A 23,270-nucleotide genomic window follows, 5' to 3' on the forward strand; every position below is an offset into this window, starting at 1 on the left:
TGCCGTCGGAGGACGCCGTCCACCTTCGCGCGTCGGCGCCGTCGCCGGACCGGATCTGCACCGCGCTTCCCTTCGGGTCGGCCGGCAGGCGCCGCCCGGCCGGCCGCGCCGTTCTCCCGCGGCGGGGCGCGCCCGCGCCGGCCGCATAAATGCACTCCGGCTGACGGATGCTCACTCGTTCGAGTGGCACCCGGGGGTGAACCGACCCGTCCGGGTCGTCGCCGCCGACAGAATCGGACCGGCCTTCCGGGGCCGGTCCGTCTGCTCTGTCAGGCCCGTACGGGGGACCAGAGGCATGATCCGCATCAAGGCACGGGCGCCCACCGCGCGGGGAGCCGTCCTGCCCATGCTCTGGGGCGCCGCGGCCGTCGGCTACAAGGTCGGCTGCCCGCTCGCCCAGCAGGACGGGCTCGGGGCGCGCATCGTCACCAGCGCCGTCTTCTTCGCCGTGGGCACCGGCCTGGTGTTCCACGCCCGGCGGGCCCTGCAGCGGGAGCTGCGGCTCGCCCGGCGGGCGGCGGACGCCGCGCAGAACGTCGTCCTCCGTCCGCTGCCGCCCCGCCTCGGCGGGCTGGACGCAGCCGCCGCCCAGCTGTCCGCCGACCGCGGTGCGCGCGTCGGCGGCGACCTGTACGAGGCCGTCGCCACCGAGCACGGGGTCCGGGTGGTGATGGGCGACGTACGGGGGCACGGCCTGGCCGCCCTCGGCACCGTCGCCGCCCTCCTCGGCAGCTTCCGCGAGGCCGCCCACGACGAGCCCGACCTGGGCCGTGTGCTCCGCAGACTGGACCGCGCCCTCGCCCGCCACCTGCGCGAACGCGCCCGCTTCGAACATCCCGCGAGCGGCGCCCCCGATCCCGGCGCCCCGGTCGCCGAGGAGTTCGTCACCGTCCTGCTCCTGGAGATCGGCGGGGACGGCGAGCTGCGCGCCCTCAACTGCGGCCATCCGTGGCCGTACCTGATCAGCGGCGCGAGCGTCGAGCCGCTCACGGGCGCCGATCCGCTGCCGCCGCTGGGTCCGTTCCCGCTGCCGGCGGACCTGGCCGCCCACGAGTGCGGCCGGCTGCCGCCCGGTGCGTCCCTGGTGCTCTTCACGGACGGCGCGGAGGACGCGCGGGACGCCCGGGGGAGGTTCTTCTCGCTCCCGGACGCCCTGGCGGACGCCGTGCGCCACCACCCGGTCGCTCCCCAGGCGCTCCTGCGCACGGTCTTCGCCGCGCTGTCCGAGCACACCGGCGGCACCCCGCCCGACGACGTCGCCCTCCTGGTGCTCCGCGACGGCCGGGGACGCGAACCGGCGGCGCGGGACGCGGGGCGGCCCGCCGCCTCGCGCCCGCAGCCGGCGCGGCCCGGCTGACGCCGTGGCCGCCGCCGGCCGGGCCGCCGCTGTCGGAGGGGGAGCCGGCGACCCGGCCGGGCCTCTTGCGAGGCGCCTCAGTCAACCGGCCGGCCACGCCGCGCGACAGAGCGCGCACGCTCCGGATGCGCGCACTTCGTTCACACCCCGTGTGAACGCGGACCCACTACGCTGAGCGCACCAGGCCGACTCGGGGGCACTCCATGCAGCCCAACACTCTGCTCGACGCCATCCTGGACGAGGCGGGGATCTCGCACGCCGGTCTCGCCGCCCACGTCAACCAGGCGGGACGCAGACGCGGTCTCGCGCTGCGGTACGAACACACCGCCGTGGCCCGGTGGCTGAAGGGCCAGCGGCCCCGGGGGCAGGTGCCGGACCTGATCTGCGAGGTGCTGGCGGCGCGGCTGCACCGGCCCGTCACGCTCGACGACATCGGGCTCGGCGTGCCCGGCGAGCCGAGCGCCCCGCACACCGGGTCGCTCGGCGGGTTCGTGGAGCGGGCCACCGCCCTGTGGCGCTCCGACGAACAGCAGCGCCCGCACGTGCTGGGCGCCCCGGCCGTCACCGGCACGCCGGCCGTGATGCCGGTGTGGGAGTGGGAGAACCCGCCGGAGGACGTCGACGTCTCGCGGGGCGGCCGGCACCCGGTCACGGCGGCCGACATCGAGACGCTGCGCGCGGCCCGCGCCCATTACGAGCAGATGTACCGCAAGGCCGGCGGCATCGCGACCCGGGCGCGGATCGTGGGCTTCCTCAACGCGGAGGCGGCGCCGCTGCTGCGGGGCGGCTACACGGACGCCCTGGGGCGCCAACTGCACCGGGCGACGGGCGGCCTGGTGGCGATCGCGGGCATCTGCGCGTACGACTCCGACGCCCACGGGCTCGCCCAGCGCTACTTCCACCAGGCGCTGCGCCTGGCGAAGGCCAGCGGGGACCGGGGGCTCGGGGCGTACGTCATCGTGCTGCTGGTCAACCAGTCGCTGTACATGCGGGAGTACCGGCAGGCCGTCGCCTTCGCCGAGGCCGCGCTGCGGGCCGCCGGCCGGCACCTCACGCCGGCGCTCGCCTCCGACCTGTACGCGATGCAGGCCAAGGCGTACGCGCATCTCGGCGACGGCGGCAGCGCGCTGGCGTGCATCCGGCGCGCGGAGACGGCGGCCGAGCGGATCCGGCGGGGGCACGAGCCCGACGAGACCGGGTACGTGCAGCCGGGACTCGTCAACGTGCAGGTGGCCGAGGCGCTGCTGAGCCTCGGGGAGCTCGCCGCCGCGCGGGACCACGCGGCGGCGGCCGTGGACACCCCCGCCCACGACCGGGGGCGGGTGCACCGGCTGGCCATGCTCTGCACCGTCGAACTGCGCCAGGGCGACGCGGACAAGGCCGTGGCCACCGCGGTGCAGATGGCCGAGCAGGCGCGCGGGATGGAGTCCCAGCGGCTGCGCGACAGACTGCGCGCCGTGCGCGAACACCTGGTGCGCTGCGGCTCGGCCGGTACCGCCGAGGCCGCCGAACTCATCGACGGAGCCCTGCGCGTGCCGCTGTAGGCGCACTGTGGGCTGCACTGTCCCTGCTGCGATATTGCCACTTACTCGGCGAAAGGTGGCAGAACCGTGCAGTGGACGAAACAGAGCGAAAAAAGTGTGTATGAAAACCGCTGGTTCAGCGTCAATCTCGCAGACGTCGCGTTGCCGGACGGCCGGCACCTCGACCACTTCGTGATCCGGATGCGCCCCGTGGCCGTGGCCACGGTGGTCAACGAGGCCAACGAGGTGCTGCTGCTGTGGCGGCACCGCTTCATCACCGACAGCTGGGGATGGGAACTGGCCGCGGGCGTCGTGGAGGACGGCGAGGACATCGCCGGCGCGGCGGCCAGGGAACTCGAGGAGGAGACCGGCTGGCGGCCGGGGCCCCTGCACCACCTCATGAGCGTGGAGCCGTCCAACGGCCTCACCGACGCCCGGCACCACATCTACTGGTCCGACCGGGGCGAGTACGTCGGACACCCCGTGGACGACTTCGAGTCGGACCGGCGGGAATGGGTTCACCTCAAACTCGTCCCCGACCTGATCGCCCGTGGGGAGGTCCCGGCCGCCAACATGGCGGCCGCGTTACTGCTGCTGCACCACCTCAGGCTCGCCGAAGGCTAGTGGGCGGCCAGCGCCTGCCAGACGGTCACCACGAGCGCGCCGAGCGCGGTCAGCGCGGCGAGCGAGGGCAGCGGCCAGCGGGCGTGTTCCAGCGAGGCCATCCGGGAGTTCAGCTCGTCCAGTTCCTTGGCGGTCTCCTCCGTACGGTGACTCAGCAGCGCCAGTCCCCCCTCGACGCGGGCATATGCCACGTCGAGGCGGCGCCGTAACTCTGCGAGTTCTCCATGGACCACGGGATGCTCCGGATCGACGGTCACGGGTCCGCTCCTCTCTGTAGTCGAAGTGGATGGTTCCGCATCCCTTGCATGCACATGGAGAGTCAACTCGCCTGGTGGGCGCATGGGGAGCGTGTGTGGCGGGCATATGCGGGCCCGGCGCGCACACGGTGTGTGAAACGAACGGGCCCGGCACTCGACTCGGTGCCGGGCCCGTGGGCGTCGCTCGGTGTAATCAGCCGTAGGTGTAGAAGCCGGAGCCGGTCTTCCGGCCCAGCCGGCCCGCCTCCACCATGCGCTGCAGCAGCGGGGGAGCGGCGTACAGCGGCTCCTTGTACTCGGCGTACATCGAGTTGGCGATGGAGACGATGGTGTCCAGGCCGATCAGGTCGGACAGCTTCAGCGGGCCCATCGGGTGGGCGCAGCCCATCTCCATGCCGTTGTCGATGTCCTCGCGGCTCGCGATGCCCGACTCGAACATCCGGATCGCGGACAGCAGGTAGGGCACGAGCAGCGCGTTCACCACGAACCCGGAGCGGTCCTGGGCGCGGATGGCGTGCTTGCCCAGCACCTTCTCGGCGAAGACCTGGGCGCGGCTGAGGGTGCCCTCGGAGGTGGTGAGCGCCGGGATCAGCTCGACCAGGCTCTGCACCGGGGCCGGGTTGAAGAAGTGGATGCCGACGACGTGGTCCGGGCGGGAGGTGGCGACCGCCAGCTTCACCAGCGGGATGGAGGAGGTGTTGGAGGCCAGGATCGCGTCGGCCCGGGTCACCACCTGGTCGAGCACCTGAAAGATCTCGGTCTTCACCTGCTCGTTCTCGACGACGGCCTCGATGACCAGGTCCCGGTCGGCGAACTCGCCGAGGTCGGTGGTGAAGCTCAGGCGCGCCTGCGTGGCGTCCCGCTCCTCCTCGGTGATCTTGCCGCGGTCCGCGGCCTTGGCCAGGGAGTTGAACAGCCGGGTACGGCCGATCTCCAGGGCTTCGCCGGTGGTCTCGGCGACCTTGACGTCCAGTCCCGCGCGGGCGCACACCTCGGCGATGCCCGCGCCCATCTGGCCGCAGCCCACGACTCCGACGCGCTCGATGTCGGTCACATCGTTCCCTTCGCTGGTTGTGGCGGCTGTGGCAGGACTCCTGGTTCGGCGCCTGCTCCGATCGTGCACGTTACCGCCAGGTATCGATGATCGATCGCCCGGGTGGGGGCATCCTGGTCGGCGGGACGATCCGTGACGGAGCGGATCCGTAGCGTACGGGGGTGTGCGGATGGGGCGCATGACACGGCGGGCCTTCGCGGCGGCGGCGCTGTCCACGCTGGCCACGGCGCCGGGAGCGGCGGCCGCGGCGGCTGCGGCGCCTGCGGTCCCGGCCCGGAGCGCGGGGCCGGCCTCCTCCCGCGTCCCGCGGGCCGGCGCGGAGATGCGCGGGGTCTGGATCGCGACCGTGGCCAACCGGGACTGGCCCAGCCGGCCCGGCCTCGGCGCGGCCGCGCAGCGCGCGGAGCTGATCGCGCACCTGGACCGGGCGGTGCGCCACCGGCTCAACACGGTCGTCCTCCAGGTGCGGCCCACGGCCGACGCCCTGTGGCCGTCGCCGTACGAGCCCTGGTCGGAGTACCTCACCGGCGTCCAGGGCGGGGACCCGGGCTGGGACCCGCTCGGCACCGCGGTGCGCGAGGCGCACGCCCGGGGCCTGGAACTGCACGCCTGGTTCAACCCGTACCGGATCGCGAACCACACCGACCCCGGCCGGCTCGCCGCCTCCCACCCGGCCCGCAGGCACCCCGACTGGGCGGTGCCCTACGGCGGCCGGCTCTACTACAACCCCGGCCTGCCCGAGGTCCGCGCCTTCGTGCAGCGGGCCATGCTCGACGCCGTCGCCCGGTACCCGGTCGACGCCGTCCACTTCGACGACTACTTCTACCCCTACCCGGTCGCCGGCCAGACCTTCGACGACGACGACGCCTACGACCGCCACGGCGGCGCCTTCCCGAGCCGGGCCGCCTGGCGGCGCGCCAACATCGACGCCCTGGTGCGGGAGACGGCGGCCGGGATCGAGCGGGTCCGGCCCGGCACCCGGTTCGGGATCAGCCCCTTCGGGGTCTGGCGCAACGCCTCGACCGACCCGCGCGGCTCGGACACACGGGCGGGCGTGGAGACGTACGACGACCTGTACGCGGACACCCGCGCCTGGGTCCGCAACGGCTGGATCGACTACGTCGTCCCGCAGCTGTACTGGCACATCGGCTTCGCCGCCGCCGACTACGCGCGGCTCGTGGCGTGGTGGGCCCAGGTCGCCGAGGGCACCGGGACGCGCCTGTACATCGGCGAGGCCCTGTACAAGGCGGGCGCCGCCGGACAGCCCGAGCCCTGGCAGGACCCGGTCGAACTGTCCCGCCACCTCACCCTCGCCGCCGGCCACCCGCAGGTGCGCGGGCACGTGTTCTTCGCCGCCGGGGACGTGGCCGCCGATCCGATCGGGGCGATGGCGCGGGTGGTCGCCGACCACTACCGGCGGCCGGCGAAGCCACCGCACTGATCTACTGCTGCCTACGGTCTTCCGGGTGACGGACCTCGCAGTCGGGGCCGGGAGACATCACGGCCTCGTGTCCGTCCGGGAAACGGACCCGGTAGGGCGGGTTGCCCTCCTGGCCCAGCACTTCGACGACTTCGGTGATCTGGTCGTGCTGGCCGACCACCCTGCCGTGCTGGACAAGCCGGTCGCCCTTCGATGCGCGCATCGGACAGGCCCTCCTCACGATCACGACCGCTGCGTGACGGCGATGCACACGAGCACAGCGACGGCGGTCAGCGGGGCGGCCGCCGTGAAGTGCTCGCCCAGCAGCAGCGCCGACCACACCAGTGTGAGCAGCGGCTGGGCCAACTGCAACTGGCTGGCCCGTGGGACGCCGATGGCCGCCATGCCCCGGTACCACACGACCAGGCCGAGGAACTGCGAACCCACCGCCACCCACAGCAGACCGGCGATGCCGTGCCCGGTCGGGTGCACCGGCTCGTACGCCAGCGCGACCGCGGCGGCCGGCACGCCGATCGGCAGGCACAGCACCAGCGCCCAGCCGATGACCTGCCAGCCCGGCATCACCCGGGCCAGCCGGCCGCCCTCGGTGTACCCGGCCGCGCACACCAGCAGCGCCCCGAACAGGCAGGCGTCGGCGGCCGTCAGCGCGCCGCCGCTCTGGCCGAGGGTGAAGGCGAGCACCGCGGCCGCGCCGGTGACCGCCGCCAGCCAGAACCGGCGGGAGGGGCGGACACCGGTGCGCAGGGCCGAGAACGCGGCGGTGGTCAGGGGCAGCAGCCCCACCACGACGGCCGCGTGCGCGGTGGTGGAGGTCTGCAGGGCGAGCGTGGTGAGCATCGGGAACCCCAGCACCACTCCGGCGGCCACCACGGCCAGCCCCGCGAGATGGCGCCGTGCCGGGAGCCGCACCCGCAGCGCGAGCAGGCAGCCTCCGGCGACGACGGCGGCCAGGACCGCGCGCACCGCGACCAGCGACCAGGGACCGAAGCTCTCCAGGCCCCAGGCGGTGGCCGGGAAGGTCAGCGAGAAGGCGGTCACGCCGAGGGCGGCCTGCACGGTGCCGGGGCCCGTGCCCGGCCGGGGCGCGGTGACTGCTATCGGACTCGCGGTAGTAGCGCTACTCTGTGCTCTCATGCACCAGCGTAGCAGCGTGGCCGAACTGGTCGATCAGTTGCGTCAGGAGCTCGACCGCTACTCACCAGGTGGAAAGCTGCCGTCGAGCAGGGCGCTGGTCGAGCGCTTCCGGGTGAGTCCGGTGACCGTCTCGCGGGCCCTCGCCCAGCTCACCGCCGAGGGCCTCGTGGTCACCCGGCCCGGCGCCGGCGCCTTCCGGGCCCGGCCGCACCCGGCGCGGACGACGGCCGGGGACACCTCCTGGCAGGAGGTCGCGCTGAGCGCCGACGGCGCCGCCGACCTCGTCCCGCGCACCGTGGACGCCTCCGGGGTCACCGTCTCGCTGGCCGCGCCGCCACCCGGGGTGCTGGAGTTCAACGGCGGCTACCTGCACCCCTCCCTGCAGCCGGAGCGGGCCATGGCCGCGGCCCTCGCCCGGGCCGGACGGCGGCCCGGCGCCTGGGGCAGACCGCCGCTGGAGGGGCTGCCCGAACTGCGCGAGTGGTTCGCGCGCGGCATCGGCGGGGCCGTCACCGCGGCCGAGGTGCTGATCGCCGCGGGAGGCCAGGCCGCGCTGGCGACCGCCCTGCGCGCGCTCGCCCCGCCCGGCGCCCCCGTGCTCGTGGAGTCGCCCACCTACCCCGGCATGCTCGCCCTCGCCCGTGCGGCCGGCCTGCGGCCCGTCCCCGTGCCCGTGGACCCCGACGGGGTCCGCCCCGACCTGCTCGCGGACGCCTTCCACGCCACCGGCGCCCGGGTGTTCGTCTGCCAGCCGCTGTTCCAGAACCCGACCGGCGCCGTCCTGGCCCCGGACCGGCGCACCGAGGTGCTGCGCATCGCCCGGGAGGCCGGCGCGTTCGTCGTCGAGGACGACTTCGTGCGCCGGCTCGTGCACGCCGACGCCGGTCCGCTGCCCCGCCCGCTGGCCGCCGACGACCCGGACGGCGTGGTCGTCCACGTCGGCTCGCTCACCAAGGCCACCTCGCCCAGCTTCCGGGTCAGCGCCCTCGCCGCGCGCGGACCGGTGCTGGAGCGCCTGCGCGCCATCCAGGTCGTGGACAGCTTCTTCGTGCCCCGGCCGCTGCAGGAGGCGGCCCTGGAACTCGTCGGCTCCCCGGCCTGGCCCCGCCATCTGCGGGCCCTGTCGAGCGAGTTGAAGACCCGCCGGGAGGCCATGACGAGCGCGCTCGCCCGGCACCTTCCCGAGCTGTCCCTGCCGCACGTCCCGACCGGCGGCTACCACCTGTGGCTGCGCCTGCCCGACGGCGCCCGACGCGGCTCACGGGCCTCCGGCGTCTTCGACCGGGAGACGGCGCTGGCCGAGGCGGCCCTGCGCGCGGGCGTCGCCCTCACCCCCGGCCGGCCCTACTTCAGCGCCGAGCCGCCCGCCGCCCACGTCCGCCTCAGCTTCGCCGCGGTGGCCGGCACCGGGGAGATCGCCGAGGGGGTGCGGCGGCTGCGGGAGGTATGCGACGAGGTGCTGGGAAATCCGCTCGCACCGGGCCGGCGGGCCCTGTGAGGATCACCGCATGAGAGATGAACCGGACTTTCCCGAGGGATACGAGTTCTCCGCCGACACCCACCGCGTCGACGTCGACCGCGTGCACGGCTGGCTGTCCACCGACGCGTACTGGGCGATCGGCCGCCCACGGTCGCAGCACGAGCGCGCCATGGCGTCCTCGATCAACTTCGGGGTGTACGACACGACGTCGGGCGAACAGGTGGCGTACGCACGCGTGGTCACCGACCATGCGCTGTTCGCCTGGCTCGCGGACGTGTACGTCGACCGCTCGGTGCGCGGCAAGGGCATCGGCACCGCGTTCGTCGGCCGGATCCGCGACCATCTGAGGCCGCTCGGGCTGCGCCGCATGCTGTTGGCGACGCACGACGCGCAGGCGGTCTACGAGAGGGTCGGCTTCCGGCCGCTGGACCGCCCCGAGCAGTGGATGGTGCACCCTTTCCGGCCGGAGCCCGCAGACCTCCGATGACTGCCCGGTGACACACTCTTGACCCGCACCCCTTGGCGGCCCACCATCACCGCATGCCACTGAGGGTGACGTTCGTCGCCGCCGCGCGCGGCAGCCCGCTGCTCCCGGAGCGGTTCGAGGACGACCGGCCGCTGGACCGGGCCGGCTGGGACGAGGTGGAGCGCGCCGTAGGGGCCCTGCTGCCGCTGGCGGCCGCCGAGCTGCGCTACTGCTCGCCGACGCCGCGCAGCCGCGCGACCGGCGCCGCCCTGGGCTACGCCCCGCTGGTGCAACCGGCGCTCCGCGACTGCGACATGGGGCGCTGGCGCGGACTGACGCTGGGCGAGGCGATGGCCCGGGAACCGGCGGCGGTGGACGCGTGGCTGGCCGACCCGCGGTCCAGCCCGCACGGCGGCGAGCCCCTGCTGGCGTTCATCTCCCGGGTGGGCGGCTGGCTGGACACCCGGCCGGCCGACGACGGCGGCCGGATCGTCGCGGTGGCCGAGCCGTCCGTGATCCGCGCCGCCCTGCTCTACGTCCTGAACGCGCCGCCCTCCAGCTACTGGAACCTCGACGTCCTCCCGCTGTCCACGACCACGGTCACGGGCCGCGCGGGCCGCTGGAACCTGCGCTTCGACGGCATACCGGCTCAGCCCTCGCGCACGTAGTCGGTGACCAGCACGAGGTGCTTCGCCGGTCCGCCGACCCGCCACACCGTGCGCCAGCGGTCGGCGTCCCGGACGGTGAACTCGCCGCGGTAGAGGTCGGCCGCGCAGGGGTGCTCGGCGACGTACCGGCCCGTGGTCAGGTCCAGTGCGTGGAAGGGCCGCCCGTCCGCGAACCGCACGTCCGCCCGCCCCGGCGTGGGGCCCGGCAGGAAGCGCAGGGTCCGCGTGGCCGGCCGCGCCACACCCTGCCAGGTGAAGGTGCCGGACTCCTCGTGCAGCAGTCCGCCGTCCGGCAGCGCGCGGAAGACGGTCGTCCCCGTGAAGCGCCCTTCGGCGCCGCCGGCCAGGTCCCGCACGGTCCGCTCGACGCGCCAGCGCCCCGCGAGATGGGCGAGCACGTCGGCCACCGGCCAGTACCCGTCCGCACTCCGTCCGGTCCGCCCGTCCGGCCCCGCCGCTCCCTCTCCCGGGCGGCCCCGCTCCCCGTACGGCTCCAGCGCATCCATGACGCCGAGCTTACGGGCCGGGGCGTTCGCGCCCGCCGCGGCCCCGGACGCGGCGGCCCGCGCTGTAGGCGCGGCCCGGCGGGGCGAGCGCTCCGAGCGCCGCTGACGCGTCCCTGCGGCGGCCCCGACGCCGGACGGCGCCCCCCGATCCATTGCATAAACGTGCAGCGATACGTATAGTCATGCCATCCAGAGGAGGGTGGACATGGCAGTACGCGCGGCGGTGGCCGGAGCGAGCGGATACGCGGGCGGAGAAGTCCTGCGGCTGCTCCTCGCACACCCCGAGGTCGAGATCGGCGCCCTGACCGGCAACGCCAACGCCGGACAGCGGCTCGGCGCGCTCCAGCCGCACCTGCTGCCGCTGGCCGGCCGGGTGCTCGGCGAGACCACCCCGGAGGCCCTCGCCGGGCACGACGTGGTCTTCCTGGCGCTGCCGCACGGGCAGTCCGCCGCCGTCGCCGAACACCTCGGGCCGGACGTCCTCGTGATCGACATGGGCGCCGACTTCCGGCTGAAGGACCCGGCCGACTGGGAGGCCTTCTACGGCTCCCCGCACGCCGGCACCTGGCCGTACGGCCTCCCCGAACTGCCGGGCGCCCGCGCCGCGCTCGAGGGGTCCAGGCGCATCGCGGTGCCCGGCTGCTACCCCACCGCCGTCTCCCTCGCCCTGTTCCCGGCCTACGCGGCCGGGCTCGCCGGACCCGAGGCCGTGATCGTCGCCGCGTCCGGCACCTCCGGCGCGGGCAGAACGCCCAAGCCGCACCTGCTCGGCAGCGAGGTCATGGGCTCCATGACGCCGTACGGCGTCGGCGGCGGCCACCGGCACACCCCCGAGATGATCCAGAACCTCAGCGCCGTGGCGGGGGAGCGGGTCTCCGTCTCCTTCACGCCGACCCTGGCGCCGATGCCCCGGGGGATCCTCGCCACGTGCAGCGCCCCCGCGGCCGCCGGGGTGACGGCGGACTCCGTACGCGCCGCCTACGAGAAGGCGTACGCCGACGAGCCCTTCGTCCACCTGCTCCCCGAGGGCCGGTGGCCCTCCACGGCCGCCGTCCACGGCTCCAACGCCGTGCACGTGCAGGTCGCGTACGACGCCGCCGCCGGCCGCGTCATCGCGATCAGCGCCATCGACAACCTGACCAAGGGCACCGCGGGCGGTGCCGTCCAGAGCATGAACCTCGCCCTGGGGCTCGACGAGACCACGGGGCTTTCCACGATCGGAGTCGCACCGTGAGCGTCACGGCAGCCAAGGGATTCACGGCGGCGGGCATCGCCGCCGGGATCAAGGACAACGGCACCCCGGACCTGGCCCTCGTGGTCAACGACGGGCCCCGCCGCGCCGCCGCGGGCGTGTTCACCTCCAACCGCGTCAAGGCCGCCCCCGTCCTGTGGTCGGAGCAGGTGCTCAAGGCCGGACAGGTCTCCGCCGTGGTGCTCAACTCCGGCGGCGCCAACGCCTGCACCGGCCCGAAGGGCTTCCAGGACGCCCACGCCACCGCCGAGAAGGCCGCCGAGGTCCTCGGCCGGGGCGCCATCGAGATCGCCGTGTGCTCCACCGGCCTCATCGGCGTGCACCTCCCGATGGACAGGCTGCTGCCGGGCGTGGAGAAGGCCGCCGCCCAGCTCTCCGAGCACGGCGGCGAGAAGGCCGCCATCGCCATCAAGACCACGGACACCGTCCACAAGACCGCGGTGGTGACCGGGAACGGCTGGACCGTCGGCGGCATGGCCAAGGGCGCGGGCATGCTCGCCCCGGGCCTCGCCACCATGCTGGCCGTCCTGACCACCGACGCCGACGTGGACAGCGCCACCCTGGACGAGGCCCTCCGCGCGGCCACCAGGGTCACCTTCGACCGGGTCGACTCCGACGGCTGCATGTCCACCAACGACACGGTGCTGCTGCTCGCCTCCGGCGCCGCCGGAGTGACCCCGGACCCCGCGGAGTTCGCCGAGGCGGTCCGGGCCGTCTGCGCCGACCTGGGCCGGCAGCTCGTCGGGGACGCCGAGGGCGCCAGCAAGGACATCAAGGTGGAGGTGATCAACGCCGCGACCGAGGAGGACGCCGTCGAGGTGGGCCGCTCCATCGCCCGCAACACCCTCCTCAAGTGCGCCCTGCACGGCGAGGACCCCAACTGGGGCCGCGTGCTGTCCGCCATCGGCACCACCTCCGCCGCCTTCGAACCCGACCGGCTCAACGTCGCCATCAACGGCGTCTGGGTGTGCAAGAACGGTTCGGTGGGCGAGGACCGCGAGCTCGTCGACATGCGCTACCGCGAGGTGCACATCGTCGCCGACCTCGCCGCCGGCTCGGAGACCGCCACCATCTGGACCAACGACCTCACCGCCGACTACGTCCACGAGAACAGCGCGTACTCCTCATGAGCAACGTCACCCGGAAGCACACCGCTCTGCCCAAGGCCCAGATCCTCATCGAGGCGCTGCCCTGGCTGGTCCGGCACAACGGCAGGACCGTCGTGATCAAGTTCGGCGGCAACGCCATGGTCGACGACGCGCTGAAGGCCGCGTTCGCCCAGGACGTCGTGTTCCTGCACCACGCCGGCCTCAAGCCCGTCGTGGTGCACGGCGGCGGCCCGCAGATCAGCGCCGCCCTCGACCGGCACGGCATCGTCAGCGAGTTCAAGGCGGGCCTGCGCGTCACCACCGAGGACGCCATGGACGTCGTACGCATGGTGCTCGCGGGGCAGGTGCAGCGCGAACTGGTCGGCCTGCTGAACCGGCACGGCCCGCTGGCCGTGGGACTGACCGGCGAGGACGCGCACACCATCACCGCCACCCGGCACCGGCCCGAGATCGACGGCGAACCGGTCGACATCGGGCGGGTCGGCGAGATCACCGCGATCGACACCGGCGCGATCGAGGCCCTGCTCGCCGACGGCCGCATCCCGGTCGTCTCCTCCATCGCCCGCAGCCAGGACGACGGGCACGTCTACAACGTCAACGCCGACACGGCGGCCGCGGCGCTCGCGGCGGCACTGGGCGCCGAGACCCTCATGGTCCTCACCGACGTCGAGGGCCTCTACGAGGACTGGCCGGACTCCGACGAGGTGATCAGCCGCCTCACCGCCTCCCAGCTGGAGAAACTGCTGCCGGAGCTGAGCTCCGGCATGGTGCCGAAGATGGAGGGCTGCCTGCACGCCGTCCGCAACGGCGTCACCACCGCGCGCATCATCGACGGCCGGGTCCAGCACTCCATCCTGCTGGAGATCTTCACCGACGAGGGCATCGGCACCATGGTCGTGCCCGACGACGAGCCGGACGAACAGGGGGAGTCATGAGCAACGAGGAGCTGACCGCGCGGTGGCAGGGCGCGCTCATGAACAACTACGGCACCCCGCGCCTGCCGCTCGTGCGGGGCGAGGGCCTGACGGTGTGGGACGCCGACGGCCGCGCCTACCTCGACTTCGTCGGCGGCATCGCCACCAACGCCCTCGGCCACGCCCACCCCGCGATCGTCGAGGCCGTGACCCGGCAGATCTCCTCCCTGGGCCACATCTCCAACTTCTTCATGGCCGAGCCCACCGTCGCCCTCGCCGAACGGCTCCTGCAGCTCTTCGGCCGGGACGGCCGCGTCTTCTTCTGCAACTCCGGCGCCGAGGCCAACGAGGCCGCCTTCAAGATCGGCCGGCTCACCGGGCGCACCCGCGCCGTCGCCACCGCGGGCGGCTTCCACGGCCGCACGATGGGCGCCCTCGCGCTCACCGGCCAGCCCGCGAAGCGGGAACCGTTCCTGCCGCTGCCCGGCGAGGTCACCCACGTCCCCTACGGCGACGCCCAGGCACTGGCCGCCGCCGTCACCGAGGACACCGCCCTGGTGATCATCGAACCGGTCCAGGGCGAGAACGGCGTGGTCGTCCCCCCGGCCGGCTACCTCAAGGCCGCCCGCGCGATCACCGCCGCCACCGGCGCCCTGCTCGTCCTGGACGAGGTCCAGACCGGTGTCGGCCGCACCGGGACCTGGTTCGCCTACCAGGCCCACGAGGGCGTCCTGCCGGACGTCGTCACCCTCGCCAAGCAGCTCGGCGGCGGCCTCCCCCTCGGCGCCACCGTCGCCTTCGGCCGCGCCGCCGAACTGCTCGGCCCCGGCCACCACGGGACCACCTTCGGCGGCAACCCCGTCGCCTGCGCCGCCGGACTCGCCGTGCTGGAGACCGTCGCCGGCGAGGGCCTGCTGGAGAACGTCAAACGGCAGGGCGAGCAACTGCGGGAGGGGATCGAGGCCCTGGACCACCCGCTGATCGATCATGTCCGGGGTGCGGGCCTGCTCCTGGGTATCGTGCTCACCGGGCCGTGCGCACCGCAGGTGCAGCAGGCGGCCCAGGAGGCCGGGTTCCTGGTGAACGCGCCCGTCCCCGACGTCGTACGGCTGATGCCGCCGCTGAACCTCCGCGACGACGAGGCGGGCGCCCTGCTCCAGGCGCTGCCCGGCATCCTCGAGCAGGCGGACCCGGCGAACGGGGACGGACGACCCGGAGAATGAGACGACGATGAGCCAGGCGCAGGACCACGAGCAGGCGGCCGGGGCAGGGCCCGCCGTGCCGCAGACCCGCACCGCGCGGCACCGCCGGATCGTGGACATCCTCAACCGGCAGCCGGTGCGCTCCCAGAGCCAATTGGCCAAGCTGCTCGCCGACGACGGGCTGAGCGTCACGCAGGCGACGCTGTCGCGGGACCTCGACGAGCTGAACGCGGTGAAGATCCGCAACACCGACGGCGACCTCATCTACGCGGTGCCCAGCGAGGGGGGCTTCCGCACGCCGCGCGCTCCGCTGGGGGAGTCGGCGAAGGAGGAGCGGATGCGGCGCCTGTCCCAGGAGCTGCTGATCTCCGCCGAGGCCTCGGCGAACCTCGTGGTCCTGCGCACTCCGCCGGGGGCCGCGCAGTTCCTGGCCTCCGCCATCGACCAGGCCGAACTGCACGACATCCTGGGCACGATCGCCGGCGACGACACGCTGCTGCTCATCAGCCGCGACCCGAGCGGGGGCCAGGCCCTGGCCGACCACCTGCTCCGGCTGGCCCAGAACGGCCACTGAGGCACGGGCGCGCGCCGACCCCTCGCCCGGGCGTGCGGCCCCCTGCCGACACACCGGCCGCGGACGGCCCGCCGTACGGCGCTCGCGCGGTGCGCCGCCGCAGCGGGGGAGCGGGCGGAGTGCCGGCTTCCGCGGGGGTCGGCTGCGGGGTCCGGTCGGCGGGGTCCGGTCGCGGTGGTTGCGCGGTGCGCCGCCCCGCCAGTGGAAGCGGTGGGTCCCGTACCGCTGGCGCGCGGTCTCTCTCAGCCCAGCGCGGGAGTGGGGTGCGGCGGCCTGCCGTGGGTCCGCGGCGGTCGTCGGCCGGTGGGGCGGTGCGCCGGCTCTGCGGGGGAGCCGGCCGGGGTTCTCGCTGCGGGTTCGGTGCGGCTGGGCGCGTGGTTCCGTGCCGCTTCGCCGGGGCCGTTCACCGCAGCCGTGCCCGGGGCCGGTCCACCGTGTCTCCGTCGGGAGCGGCGGGGCTCCGTTCAGCCCAGTCTCGTGGCCAGGCCGTCCGTGCAGCGGACCTCGTCGCCCGCCGTGATCAGGAGGGCCTCCACGTCCGGCAGGGACTCCAGCCAGGCCAGTCCCGCCCGCGACCCCATCGCGAACGCCGCCGTGGCCCAGCAGTCCACCCAGGTCAGGCGGGGGCCGACCACGGTCACCGCCACGAGGTCCGTCACCGCGGGCCGGCCCGTCCGCGGATCCACGATGTGCGCGCCGCGCTCCGCCGTCCCGGACGTCGCCACCGACAGCTCCTCCGCCCCCGCCGCGGAGATCACCGCCGCCAGCCCGCCGGGACGGAGCGGATCGGCGACCCCGACCCGCCAGGCCCGCTGCGGCTCCGGCGCACCGAGCATCTGCACGTCCCCGCCCCCGTTGACGCTGACCCCGCACACCCCGTCCACCGCGGCCAGGGTCCGCGCCGCCCGCTCGGCGGCCCAGCCCTTGACGATCCCGGTCGGGTCGGGCACACCCCGGTACCGGGTGCTGAACCAGCCCTCGCTCACCCGCTCCGCCTCGGCCGCCAGCTCCAGCACCTCGGCCACCTCGGGAGCGCACCGGTCGGGGCTCAGCTCACCCCGGGCCAGCCGCGACACCTCGCTGTCCTGCCGGTAGGTGCTGAAGAGCGCGTCCGCCCGGTGCAGACCGGCGACGGCCGCGGCGAGCGCCGAGCGCACCGCGGCCGGTTCCCCGCCGCGCACGTCGAACGAGAAGACGGTGCCCATGACCTCCTCCGCGTGACGCACCGCGGCGGGAGGCCCGGCCGGCCCGGCCGCCGGGTCAGCCACCGGCCTGGTCCAGGGCCGACTGCAGGGACTGCCGGTAACCGGTGCTGGTGTAGGTGGCGCCGGAGACGGCGTCGATGTCCGCGCTGCCCGCCGCCACGGCCTCCTGGTTGAGCCGGGGGACGGCGAGCCGCGTCTTCTGGCCGCTGAGGCCGTCCTCGGGCGCCCGGACCGCCTGCGCCGCGGTGACCTTGCCGCCGCTGACCGTGATCCGCACCTGCACCGGCCCGTACGGGGTCCGCACCGCCTTGCCGGTGACCGTGCGCGCCGGCGCCGCACCGGACGCACCCGGGGCGGCCGGCTTCATCCGGTCCAGTGCCGACTGCAGCGACTTCCTGTACCCCTCGCTGGTGTACGTCGCCCCGGACACCGCGTCGATCCGCGCGCTCTGCGCCGCCACGGCCTCCTGGTTGAGCCGGGGGACGGCGAGCTGCGTCTTCTGGCCGCTGAGGCCGCCCTCGGGCGCCCGGACCGCCTCCGCCTCGGTGATCTTCCCGCCGCTGACGGTCAGCCGCACCTGCACCGGCCCGTACTGCGTCCGGACGGCGTCACCGGTCACCGTGCCGGAGCCGGCGGGGGCCTGCGCCCCGCCCTGCGGGGCCTCCTGGGCCGCCGACCGCTGCCCGCCCGCGCCCGCGGCCGACGCGGCGGCCGGATCCGACGCCGGCTTCAGCGACAGCAGCAGCACGACACCGGACACCGTCGCGGCGGTGGCCAGCACGACCCGCCGAACGGGGTGGCTCTTCCTCATCGCTTCGCAGCTCCGCTCACATCTCGAACGACTCGTGGTGGATACGGCGGGCGGGAACCCCCGCGCCGCGCAGTGCCTCGTACACCGACTGCGCGAAGCCGGGCGGGCCGCACATGAACACGTCGTGCCGGTCGATGTCCGGGATCTTCCGCTGGAGGTTCTCCGCGGAGATGTCCGGCCGTTCGCCCTCCGGGCTGTTCACCGCGTACATCAGCCGGGCGCCGCGTTCCTTCGCGATCGCCGCCAGCTCGTCCCACAGCGCCAGGTCCTGGGTGGTGTTGGCCCGGTACAGGAGGGTGATGTCACCGGCGGCGCCGGGCAGCGTCTCGAACAGCGCCCGCATCGGCGTGATGCCGACGCCGCCCGCGACCAGCAGCACCTTGCCCCTGCTGCGCCGCTGCGCGGTCAGCGCGCCGTACGGCCCCTCCGCCCACACCCTGGTGCCGGGCGCCAGCTCGCGCAGCCGGGAGCTGTGGTCGCCGATGGCCTTCACCGTGATCCGCAGCATGCCGGGGCGCGGTGCGGCCGAGAGGGAGTACGGGTGCGAGCTGAAGCGCATGCCGGGGGCGAGGAACCGCCAGCGGAAGAACTGCCCCGCCTCGGCGCCCATCCGGTGCAGCTTGCGCCCGCTGATCAGCACCGACACGATGCCGGGCGTCTCCTCGATCACCGCTTCCACGCGCATGCGGTGCCGGAGGTTCAGGCGGACTGGGGTGAGGATGCGGTACCAGACCACCAGTGCGGTGACCGCGCCGTACAGCCCGTACCAGAAGGTCCTGGCGGCCGGTTCCACCGCGAAGTCGTTGCCGGTGCTGATCTGGTGCCAGAACGTCAGGTACACCGCCGCGTACGTCAGCAGGTGCACGTGGTACCAGGCGTCGTACGGCAGCCGGCGGCGGATCACGCCGGCGGAGGTGAGGCCGATCACCACGAACAGGCCGAGGCCGATCGCCGCCTTGCCCATGTCCGGGAGCCGGCCGACGGACTCGGTGGTCTGCCGGACGATGTCGCCGAGCGACCTGCCCGCCTGCAGCGCGTACCCCCACATGGTGAGGAAGACGTGCGCGAGGACCAGGCACAGCGTGTACCGGCCGCTCATCGCGTGCCAGCGGGCCACCCGGTCGGAGCCGACCCGCCGCTCCAGCGCGGGGACCCGCGCCATCTGCAGCACGACGAGCGCCATGAGGTAGCCGGCCAGCAGGCCGGTGATGCGGCCCGCGTTGAGGATGCGGCCGGTGTCGTCGGCGATGGACGGGGTGTCGTGCCACCAGAGCCACAGCACGGCCGCCGCACCCGCCCAGACGGCGATCAGCAGCGGGACGGCCGGGGAGCGGCGCGGACGGATGCGGCGCATCGTCTGTCGGCGGGCGGCACGTCCGCCTGCGAGCGTGGTGGTCACGGTTCCTCCGTGGACTTGACCCTTGGCCCACAGATACGTGCCGCGTCGGCGGAGTGTTCAGAGCCCCGCCGAACACCCGCGAACTGGGGTGACCCCCGGTAACGCCCCGGCGTGCGGCCGGCTCCGGCCGATCGCCCGGCCCCCGCGTCGCCCAGGGGGCCGGGGGCCGGGGGCGGTCGGTGGCGGGTGGGCCCGGTCGCGTCCGGCGCGGTCCCGATCGCGACGTGCCGCGCGGGGTCCGCCCGGCCGAGGGCGCACCGCACCGCCCGGCCGGCGGGCGCCGTCGCCGGCGCCGGGTGGTCCGCCCGGGCCGGTGGCGACAGGCGCGCCCGCGGGCTGATTGACGAATCATGCAGGACCCTGCATACTCATGCATGTCAGCGAATGCACGTGAGGAGAAACCCGTGACCGAGCGCGTCGTACTCGCCTATTCAGGCGGTCTGGACACCTCCGTCGCCATCGGCTGGATCGCCGAGGAGACGGGCGCCGAGGTCATCGCCGTTGCGGTCGACGTCGGCCAGGGCGGCGAGGACCTGGACGTGATCCGCAAGCGCGCCCTCGCGTGCGGCGCCGTCGAGGCCGAGGTCGCGGACGCCAAGGACGAGTTCGCCGACGAGTACTGCCTCCCGGCGATCAAGGCCAACGCCCTCTACATGGACCGCTACCCGCTGGTCTCCGCCCTGTCCCGGCCGGCGATCGTCAAGCACCTGGTCGCCGCCGCCAGGAAGCACGGCGCCACCACGGTCGCCCACGGCTGCACCGGCAAGGGCAACGACCAGGTCCGCTTCGAGGCCGGCATCGTCGCCCTCGCCCCCGACCTGAAGTGCATCGCCCCGGTCCGCGACTACGCGATGACCCGGGACAAGGCGATCGCCTTCTGCGAGGAGAAGCAGCTCCCGATCGCCACCACGAAGAAGTCCCCGTACTCCATCGACCAGAACGTCTTCGGACGCGCCGTCGAGACCGGCTTCCTCGAGGACATCTGGAACGCCCCGATCGAGGACATCTACGAGTACACCTCCAACCCGGCCCTGCCGCGCGAGGCCGACGAGGTGGTCATCACCTTCCAGGAGGGCGTCCCGGTCGCCCTCGACGGCAGGCCCGTCACCGTCCTGCAGGCCATCCAGCAGCTCAACGAGCGCGCCGGCGCCCAGGGCATCGGCCGGATCGACATGGTCGAGGACCGGCTCGTGGGCATCAAGTCCCGCGAGGTGTACGAAGCCCCGGGCGCGATCGCCCTGATCACCGCCCACCAGGAGCTGGAGAACGTCACCGTCGAGCGCGAACTGGCCCGCTACAAGCGGCAGGTCGAGCAGCGCTGGGGCGAACTGGTCTACGACGGCCAGTGGTTCTCCCCGCTCAAGCGCGCCCTGGACGGCTTCATCGACGAGGCCAGCCGGCACGTCTCCGGCGACATCCGGATGACCCTGCACGGCGGCCGCGCCGTCGTCACCGGCCGGCGCTCCCCGCAGTCCCTGTACGACTTCAACCTCGCCACCTACGACACCGGCGACACCTTCGACCAGTCCGCGGCGAAGGGCTTCATCGACATCTACAGCCTGTCGTCGAAGATCGCCGCCAAGCGGGACCTGGCGTAGGCGCACCGGCGCCCGCCGCCATCGGGTCACCTCACACGCATCCGCCTGACAGCCGCCTCCCCGCCTGCAAGGGCCGGGGAGGCGGTGGCACATCGAGAGCTTCGAGGAGCAACGCAAGTGAGCAGCAACAGCGGTGACGTACGGCTCTGGGGCGGCCGTTTCGCCGACGGCCCCGCCGAGGCCCTGGCGAAGCTGTCCGCGTCCGTCCACTTCGACTGGCGGCTCGCGCCCTACGACATCGCCGGTTCGCGCGCCCACGCCCGCGTGCTGCACCGGGCAGGGCTCCTCACCGAGGACGAACTGCGGCGCATGATCGCCGGGCTCGACCGGCTGGAGGCGGACGTCGCCTCCGGCGCCTTCACGGGCACCCTCGCCGACGAGGACGTCCACACGGCCCTGGAGCGCGGCCTGCTGGAGCGCCTCGGCCCCGACCTCGGCGGCAAACTCCGCGCCGGCCGGTCCCGGAACGACCAGGTGGCGACCCTGTTCCGCATGTACCTGCGGGACCACGCCCGGATCATCGGCGGTCTGATCGCCGACCTCCAGGACGCGCTCATCGGCCTGGCCGAGGCCCACCCGGACGTGGCGATGCCCGGCCGCACCCACCTCCAGCACGCCCAGCCGGTGCTCTTCGCCCACCACGTCCTGGCCCATGTGCAGGCCCTGTCCCGGGACGCCGAGCGGCTGCGCCAGTGGGACGAGCGGACGGCGGTGTCGCCGTACGGTTCCGGCGCCCTCGCGGGTTCCTCCCTGGGCCTGGACCCGGAGGCGGTCGCACGGGACCTCGGGTTCGAGCACGGCAGCGCGGGCAACTCCATCGACGGCACGGCCTCCCGTGACTTCGTCGCCGAGTTCGCGTTCGTCACCGCGATGATCGGCGTGAACCTCTCCCGGATCGCCGAGGAGATCATCATCTGGAACACGAAGGAGTTCTCCTTCGTCACCCTGCACGACGCCTTCTCCACCGGCTCCTCGATCATGCCGCAGAAGAAGAACCCGGACATCGCGGAGCTGGCCCGCGGCAAGTCCGGCCGCCTGATCGGCAATCTGACCGGCCTCATGGCGACCCTGAAGGCCCTCCCCCTCGCCTACAACCGCGACCTGCAGGAGGACAAGGAGCCCGTCTTCGACTCCTGCGACCAGCTCGAGGTGCTGCTCCCCGCGTTCACCGGCATGATCGCCACGCTCACCGTCCACCGCGAGCGCATGGAGGAGCTGGCCCCGGCCGGTTTCTCCCTCGCCACCGACATCGCCGAGTGGCTGGTCAGGCGGGGCGTGCCGTTCCGCGTGGCGCACGAGGTCGCCGGGGAGTGCGTCAAGGTCGCCGAGGCCGAGGGCAAGGAACTGGACGAGCTCACGGACGAGCAGTTCGCGAAGATCTCCGCCCACCTCACCCCCGAGGTCCGCACGGTCCTCGACGTCCCCGGCGCCCTCGCCTCCCGCAGCGGCCGCGGCGGCACGGCCCCGAGCGCGGTCGCCGTCCAGTTGGCCGAGCTCAAGGCGGACGTGGCGGGCCAGCACCGGTGGGCGCAGGCCAAGAAGCAGAGCTGAGGCGGGAGTCCTGGGGGACGCGGGACGCACCGCGTTCCTGGACGGACCGCCGGGCCGTCGCGGGTTACGTTGGTCGGAGCCGCACTGGAGCCGACCACACGGAGCCCGCGATGTCCTTCGCGCGACTGGCCGCAGCGACCACCCCGACCTGCCACATCGGCCTGGGCCTGGCCGCCGTCGGCCGCCCCGGCTACATCAACCTCGGCCGCGACCGGGACCTCGGAGCCGACCGCAGCGTGGAGACCCTGCGCACCCGCACCCACGAACTCCTCGACGCCGCCTATGCCCAGGGCGTGCGCTACATCGACGCTGCCCGTTCCTACGGCCGCTCCGAGGAGTTCCTGGCCGGCTGGCTGAAGGCCCGCCCCGACGCCGGCGACGTCGTGGTGGGCAGCAAATGGGGCTACACCTACACCGCCGGCTGGTCGGCGGACGCCGGGACGCACGAGGTCAAGGACCACAGCCTCGCCGCGTACGAACGGCAGCGCGCCGAGACCGACGCCCTGCTCGGCGACCGGCTCGACCTCTACCAGATCCACTCGGTGACCCCGGACAGCCCGGCCCTCACCGACCGGGAACTGCACGCCAGGCTCGCGGAGGCCGCGGCCGGCGGCCTCACCGTGGGCTTCTCCACCAGCGGCCCGGCCCAGGCCGACGCGATCCGCGCCGCGCTCGCCGTGACGGTCGACGGCGCGCCCCTGTTCCGTACCGTCCAGTCGACGTTCAACGCCCTGGAGACCTCGGCCGGCCCCGCCCTCGCCGAGGCGCACGCCGCCGGGCTCACCGTGATCGTCAAGGAGGGCATGGCCAACGGCCGGCTGGCCGCTCCGCACGCCCCGGACGCGCTGAAGGAGGTGGCCGCCGCGACGGGGCTCGGCTGCGACGCGGTGGCCCTCGCCCTGGTCCTGCGGCAGCCGTGGGCCGGAGTCGTCCTGTCCGGCGCGGCGACCGTCGCCCAGCTGGTCTCCAATCTGCACGCTCCCGCCGTCGACCTCGACGAGGACCAGCTCGCCCGCCTCGCCGGGCTGGCGGAGGACCCGCGTGCCTACTGGGAGCGGCGCGGCCGGCTGCCCTGGCACTGACGGCACACCCCGCCCTCACCCCGCGCTCACCCCGTACCGCCGACCGGAGTGAGACACGTCCGC

At 74.1% G+C, this 23,270-nt stretch carries 23 protein-coding genes; 15 read left to right on the forward strand and 8 right to left on the reverse strand.

Features of this window, described 5'->3' with window-relative positions:
• Window positions 1-295 precede the first annotated feature (295 nt).
• The 3 genes from ABZ261_RS09945 to ABZ261_RS09955 all read left to right on the forward strand — a co-directional run bounded on the left by ABZ261_RS09945 (window position 296) and on the right by ABZ261_RS09955 (window position 3,504).
• Window positions 296-1,357, forward strand: a complete 1,062-nt coding sequence (locus ABZ261_RS09945; RefSeq protein ID WP_356857244.1) for a PP2C family protein-serine/threonine phosphatase — start codon at window positions 296-298, stop codon at window positions 1,355-1,357.
• A gap of 203 nt (window positions 1,358-1,560) precedes the next feature.
• Window positions 1,561-2,901 (forward strand): transcriptional regulator, encoded by a 1,341-nt coding sequence (locus ABZ261_RS09950; RefSeq protein WP_356857246.1) that lies wholly within the window; start codon window positions 1,561-1,563, stop codon window positions 2,899-2,901.
• A gap of 66 nt (window positions 2,902-2,967) precedes the next feature.
• A complete protein-coding gene (locus ABZ261_RS09955; protein WP_356857248.1) occupies window positions 2,968-3,504 on the forward strand; it encodes an NUDIX hydrolase in 537 nt (178 codons plus the stop codon).
• Here the strand turns inward: ABZ261_RS09955 and ABZ261_RS09960 are convergent.
• Both ABZ261_RS09960 and ABZ261_RS09965 read right to left on the reverse strand, forming a co-directional pair.
• Window positions 3,501-3,761, reverse strand: coding sequence for a hypothetical protein (locus ABZ261_RS09960; RefSeq protein ID WP_356857250.1), 261 nt, complete (start codon window positions 3,759-3,761; stop codon window positions 3,501-3,503). The two genes, ABZ261_RS09955 and ABZ261_RS09960, sit on opposite strands and share 4 nt — an antisense overlap.
• Window positions 3,762-3,954: 193 nt before the next feature.
• Complete coding sequence (locus ABZ261_RS09965; RefSeq protein WP_356857252.1) at window positions 3,955-4,815, reverse strand: 3-hydroxybutyryl-CoA dehydrogenase; 861 nt, start codon at window positions 4,813-4,815, stop codon at window positions 3,955-3,957.
• A 169-nt stretch (window positions 4,816-4,984) separates the two neighbouring features.
• On the opposite strand from ABZ261_RS09965, the gene ABZ261_RS09970 reads away from it, so the two are divergent.
• Window positions 4,985-6,256, forward strand: a complete 1,272-nt coding sequence (locus ABZ261_RS09970) for a family 10 glycosylhydrolase (RefSeq protein WP_356857254.1) — start codon at window positions 4,985-4,987, stop codon at window positions 6,254-6,256.
• Between the two features lies 1 nt (window position 6,257).
• Here ABZ261_RS09970 and ABZ261_RS09975 read toward each other — a convergent pair whose 3' ends face one another.
• Both ABZ261_RS09975 and ABZ261_RS09980 read right to left on the reverse strand, forming a co-directional pair.
• Window positions 6,258-6,458 carry a DUF1918 domain-containing protein gene (locus tag ABZ261_RS09975; RefSeq protein ID WP_356857256.1) on the reverse strand — a complete coding sequence of 67 codons (201 nt, stop codon included), beginning with the start codon at window positions 6,456-6,458 and terminating at the stop codon, window positions 6,258-6,260.
• Window positions 6,459-6,478: 20 nt separating this feature from the next.
• The gene (locus tag ABZ261_RS09980; protein ID WP_356857258.1) at window positions 6,479-7,390 is read right to left on the reverse strand and encodes a DMT family transporter; all 912 of its coding nucleotides are present in this window, start codon (window positions 7,388-7,390) and stop codon (window positions 6,479-6,481) included.
• Between ABZ261_RS09980 and ABZ261_RS09985 the strand changes: the two genes are divergently transcribed.
• Genes ABZ261_RS09985 through ABZ261_RS09995 form a run of 3 tightly spaced genes read left to right on the forward strand, consistent with a single transcriptional unit; the run spans window position 7,389 to window position 10,004 of the window.
• The gene (locus ABZ261_RS09985; protein WP_356857260.1) at window positions 7,389-8,888 is read left to right on the forward strand and encodes a PLP-dependent aminotransferase family protein; all 1,500 of its coding nucleotides are present in this window, start codon (window positions 7,389-7,391) and stop codon (window positions 8,886-8,888) included. The genes ABZ261_RS09980 and ABZ261_RS09985 overlap by 2 nt on opposite strands.
• A gap of 10 nt (window positions 8,889-8,898) precedes the next feature.
• Window positions 8,899-9,357 (forward strand): GNAT family N-acetyltransferase, encoded by a 459-nt coding sequence (locus ABZ261_RS09990; protein WP_356857262.1) that lies wholly within the window; start codon window positions 8,899-8,901, stop codon window positions 9,355-9,357.
• Between the two features lie 53 nt (window positions 9,358-9,410).
• A complete protein-coding gene (locus ABZ261_RS09995; RefSeq protein WP_356857264.1) occupies window positions 9,411-10,004 on the forward strand; it encodes a histidine phosphatase family protein in 594 nt (197 codons plus the stop codon).
• Here the strand turns inward: ABZ261_RS09995 and ABZ261_RS10000 are convergent.
• Window positions 9,986-10,510, reverse strand: a complete 525-nt coding sequence (locus tag ABZ261_RS10000) for a DUF6314 family protein (RefSeq protein ID WP_356857266.1) — start codon at window positions 10,508-10,510, stop codon at window positions 9,986-9,988. The two genes, ABZ261_RS09995 and ABZ261_RS10000, sit on opposite strands and share 19 nt — an antisense overlap.
• A 205-nt stretch (window positions 10,511-10,715) precedes the next feature.
• On the opposite strand from ABZ261_RS10000, the gene argC reads away from it, so the two are divergent.
• From argC to ABZ261_RS10025, 5 genes are read left to right on the forward strand one after another with little or no spacing between them, the layout of a single operon-like run.
• Entirely contained in the window at window positions 10,716-11,744 is a 1,029-nt protein-coding gene (argC, locus tag ABZ261_RS10005; protein WP_356857268.1) for an N-acetyl-gamma-glutamyl-phosphate reductase, read from the forward strand.
• On the forward strand, window positions 11,741-12,892 hold the full coding sequence (gene argJ / locus ABZ261_RS10010; protein ID WP_356857270.1) for a bifunctional glutamate N-acetyltransferase/amino-acid acetyltransferase ArgJ: 1,152 nt from the start codon (window positions 11,741-11,743) through the stop codon (window positions 12,890-12,892). Before argC ends, argJ begins: the two co-directional genes overlap by 4 nt.
• A complete protein-coding gene (argB, locus tag ABZ261_RS10015) occupies window positions 12,889-13,806 on the forward strand; it encodes an acetylglutamate kinase (RefSeq protein ID WP_356857272.1) in 918 nt (305 codons plus the stop codon). The genes argJ and argB overlap by 4 nt, the downstream gene beginning before the upstream one ends.
• Window positions 13,803-15,008, forward strand: a complete 1,206-nt coding sequence (locus ABZ261_RS10020; RefSeq protein WP_356857274.1) for an acetylornithine transaminase — start codon at window positions 13,803-13,805, stop codon at window positions 15,006-15,008. The genes argB and ABZ261_RS10020 overlap by 4 nt, the downstream gene beginning before the upstream one ends.
• A gap of 7 nt (window positions 15,009-15,015) precedes the next feature.
• Complete coding sequence (locus ABZ261_RS10025; RefSeq protein ID WP_208031275.1) at window positions 15,016-15,561, forward strand: arginine repressor; 546 nt, start codon at window positions 15,016-15,018, stop codon at window positions 15,559-15,561.
• A gap of 464 nt (window positions 15,562-16,025) precedes the next feature.
• On the opposite strand, the gene ABZ261_RS10030 is transcribed toward ABZ261_RS10025, so the two are convergent.
• From ABZ261_RS10030 to ABZ261_RS10040, 3 genes are read right to left on the reverse strand one after another with little or no spacing between them, the layout of a single operon-like run.
• Window positions 16,026-16,766 carry an FAD:protein FMN transferase gene (locus ABZ261_RS10030; RefSeq protein ID WP_356857276.1) on the reverse strand — a complete coding sequence of 247 codons (741 nt, stop codon included), beginning with the start codon at window positions 16,764-16,766 and terminating at the stop codon, window positions 16,026-16,028.
• Between the two features lie 55 nt (window positions 16,767-16,821).
• Complete coding sequence (locus ABZ261_RS10035; RefSeq protein ID WP_356857278.1) at window positions 16,822-17,577, reverse strand: FMN-binding protein; 756 nt, start codon at window positions 17,575-17,577, stop codon at window positions 16,822-16,824.
• 16 nt (window positions 17,578-17,593) lie between these two features.
• The gene (locus ABZ261_RS10040; protein WP_356857280.1) at window positions 17,594-18,976 is read right to left on the reverse strand and encodes a ferredoxin reductase family protein; all 1,383 of its coding nucleotides are present in this window, start codon (window positions 18,974-18,976) and stop codon (window positions 17,594-17,596) included.
• 404 nt (window positions 18,977-19,380) lie between these two features.
• Here ABZ261_RS10040 and ABZ261_RS10045 point away from each other — a divergent pair, with 404 nt between their 5' ends.
• The 3 genes from ABZ261_RS10045 to ABZ261_RS10055 all read left to right on the forward strand — a co-directional run bounded on the left by ABZ261_RS10045 (window position 19,381) and on the right by ABZ261_RS10055 (window position 23,207).
• Complete coding sequence (locus ABZ261_RS10045) at window positions 19,381-20,574, forward strand: argininosuccinate synthase (protein WP_356857282.1); 1,194 nt, start codon at window positions 19,381-19,383, stop codon at window positions 20,572-20,574.
• Window positions 20,575-20,691: 117 nt separating this feature from the next.
• Window positions 20,692-22,125 carry an argininosuccinate lyase gene (gene argH, locus ABZ261_RS10050; protein WP_356857284.1) on the forward strand — a complete coding sequence of 478 codons (1,434 nt, stop codon included), beginning with the start codon at window positions 20,692-20,694 and terminating at the stop codon, window positions 22,123-22,125.
• A gap of 110 nt (window positions 22,126-22,235) precedes the next feature.
• Complete coding sequence (locus ABZ261_RS10055; protein ID WP_356857286.1) at window positions 22,236-23,207, forward strand: aldo/keto reductase; 972 nt, start codon at window positions 22,236-22,238, stop codon at window positions 23,205-23,207.
• Window positions 23,208-23,270 lie beyond the last annotated feature (63 nt).

This window comes from Streptomyces sp. NPDC006193, assembly GCF_040613915.1.
GTDB lineage: Bacteria > Actinomycetota > Actinomycetes > Streptomycetales > Streptomycetaceae > Streptomyces.

What these genes read in the sequence shown, in the direction of transcription:
- ABZ261_RS09945 (WP_356857244.1), top strand. Translation starts at nt 296, where the DNA reads ATGATCCGCATCAAGGCACGGGCGCCCACCGCGCGGGGAGCCGTCCTG.
- ABZ261_RS09950 (WP_356857246.1), top strand. Translation starts at nt 1,561, where the DNA reads ATGCAGCCCAACACTCTGCTCGACGCCATCCTGGACGAGGCGGGGATC.
- ABZ261_RS09970 (WP_356857254.1), top strand. Translation starts at nt 4,985, where the DNA reads ATGGGGCGCATGACACGGCGGGCCTTCGCGGCGGCGGCGCTGTCCACG.
- ABZ261_RS09975 (WP_356857256.1), bottom strand. Translation starts at nt 6,458, where the DNA reads ATGCGCGCATCGAAGGGCGACCGGCTTGTCCAGCACGGCAGGGTGGTC.
- ABZ261_RS09985 (WP_356857260.1), top strand. Translation starts at nt 7,389, where the DNA reads ATGCACCAGCGTAGCAGCGTGGCCGAACTGGTCGATCAGTTGCGTCAG.
- ABZ261_RS09980 (WP_356857258.1), bottom strand. Translation starts at nt 7,390, where the DNA reads ATGAGAGCACAGAGTAGCGCTACTACCGCGAGTCCGATAGCAGTCACC.
- ABZ261_RS09990 (WP_356857262.1), top strand. Translation starts at nt 8,899, where the DNA reads ATGAGAGATGAACCGGACTTTCCCGAGGGATACGAGTTCTCCGCCGAC.
- ABZ261_RS09995 (WP_356857264.1), top strand. Translation starts at nt 9,411, where the DNA reads ATGCCACTGAGGGTGACGTTCGTCGCCGCCGCGCGCGGCAGCCCGCTG.
- ABZ261_RS10000 (WP_356857266.1), bottom strand. Translation starts at nt 10,510, where the DNA reads ATGGATGCGCTGGAGCCGTACGGGGAGCGGGGCCGCCCGGGAGAGGGA.
- argC (WP_356857268.1), top strand. Translation starts at nt 10,716, where the DNA reads ATGGCAGTACGCGCGGCGGTGGCCGGAGCGAGCGGATACGCGGGCGGA.
- argB (WP_356857272.1), top strand. Translation starts at nt 12,889, where the DNA reads ATGAGCAACGTCACCCGGAAGCACACCGCTCTGCCCAAGGCCCAGATC.
- ABZ261_RS10020 (WP_356857274.1), top strand. Translation starts at nt 13,803, where the DNA reads ATGAGCAACGAGGAGCTGACCGCGCGGTGGCAGGGCGCGCTCATGAAC.
- ABZ261_RS10025 (WP_208031275.1), top strand. Translation starts at nt 15,016, where the DNA reads ATGAGCCAGGCGCAGGACCACGAGCAGGCGGCCGGGGCAGGGCCCGCC.
- ABZ261_RS10030 (WP_356857276.1), bottom strand. Translation starts at nt 16,766, where the DNA reads ATGGGCACCGTCTTCTCGTTCGACGTGCGCGGCGGGGAACCGGCCGCG.
- ABZ261_RS10035 (WP_356857278.1), bottom strand. Translation starts at nt 17,577, where the DNA reads ATGAGGAAGAGCCACCCCGTTCGGCGGGTCGTGCTGGCCACCGCCGCG.
- ABZ261_RS10055 (WP_356857286.1), top strand. Translation starts at nt 22,236, where the DNA reads ATGTCCTTCGCGCGACTGGCCGCAGCGACCACCCCGACCTGCCACATC.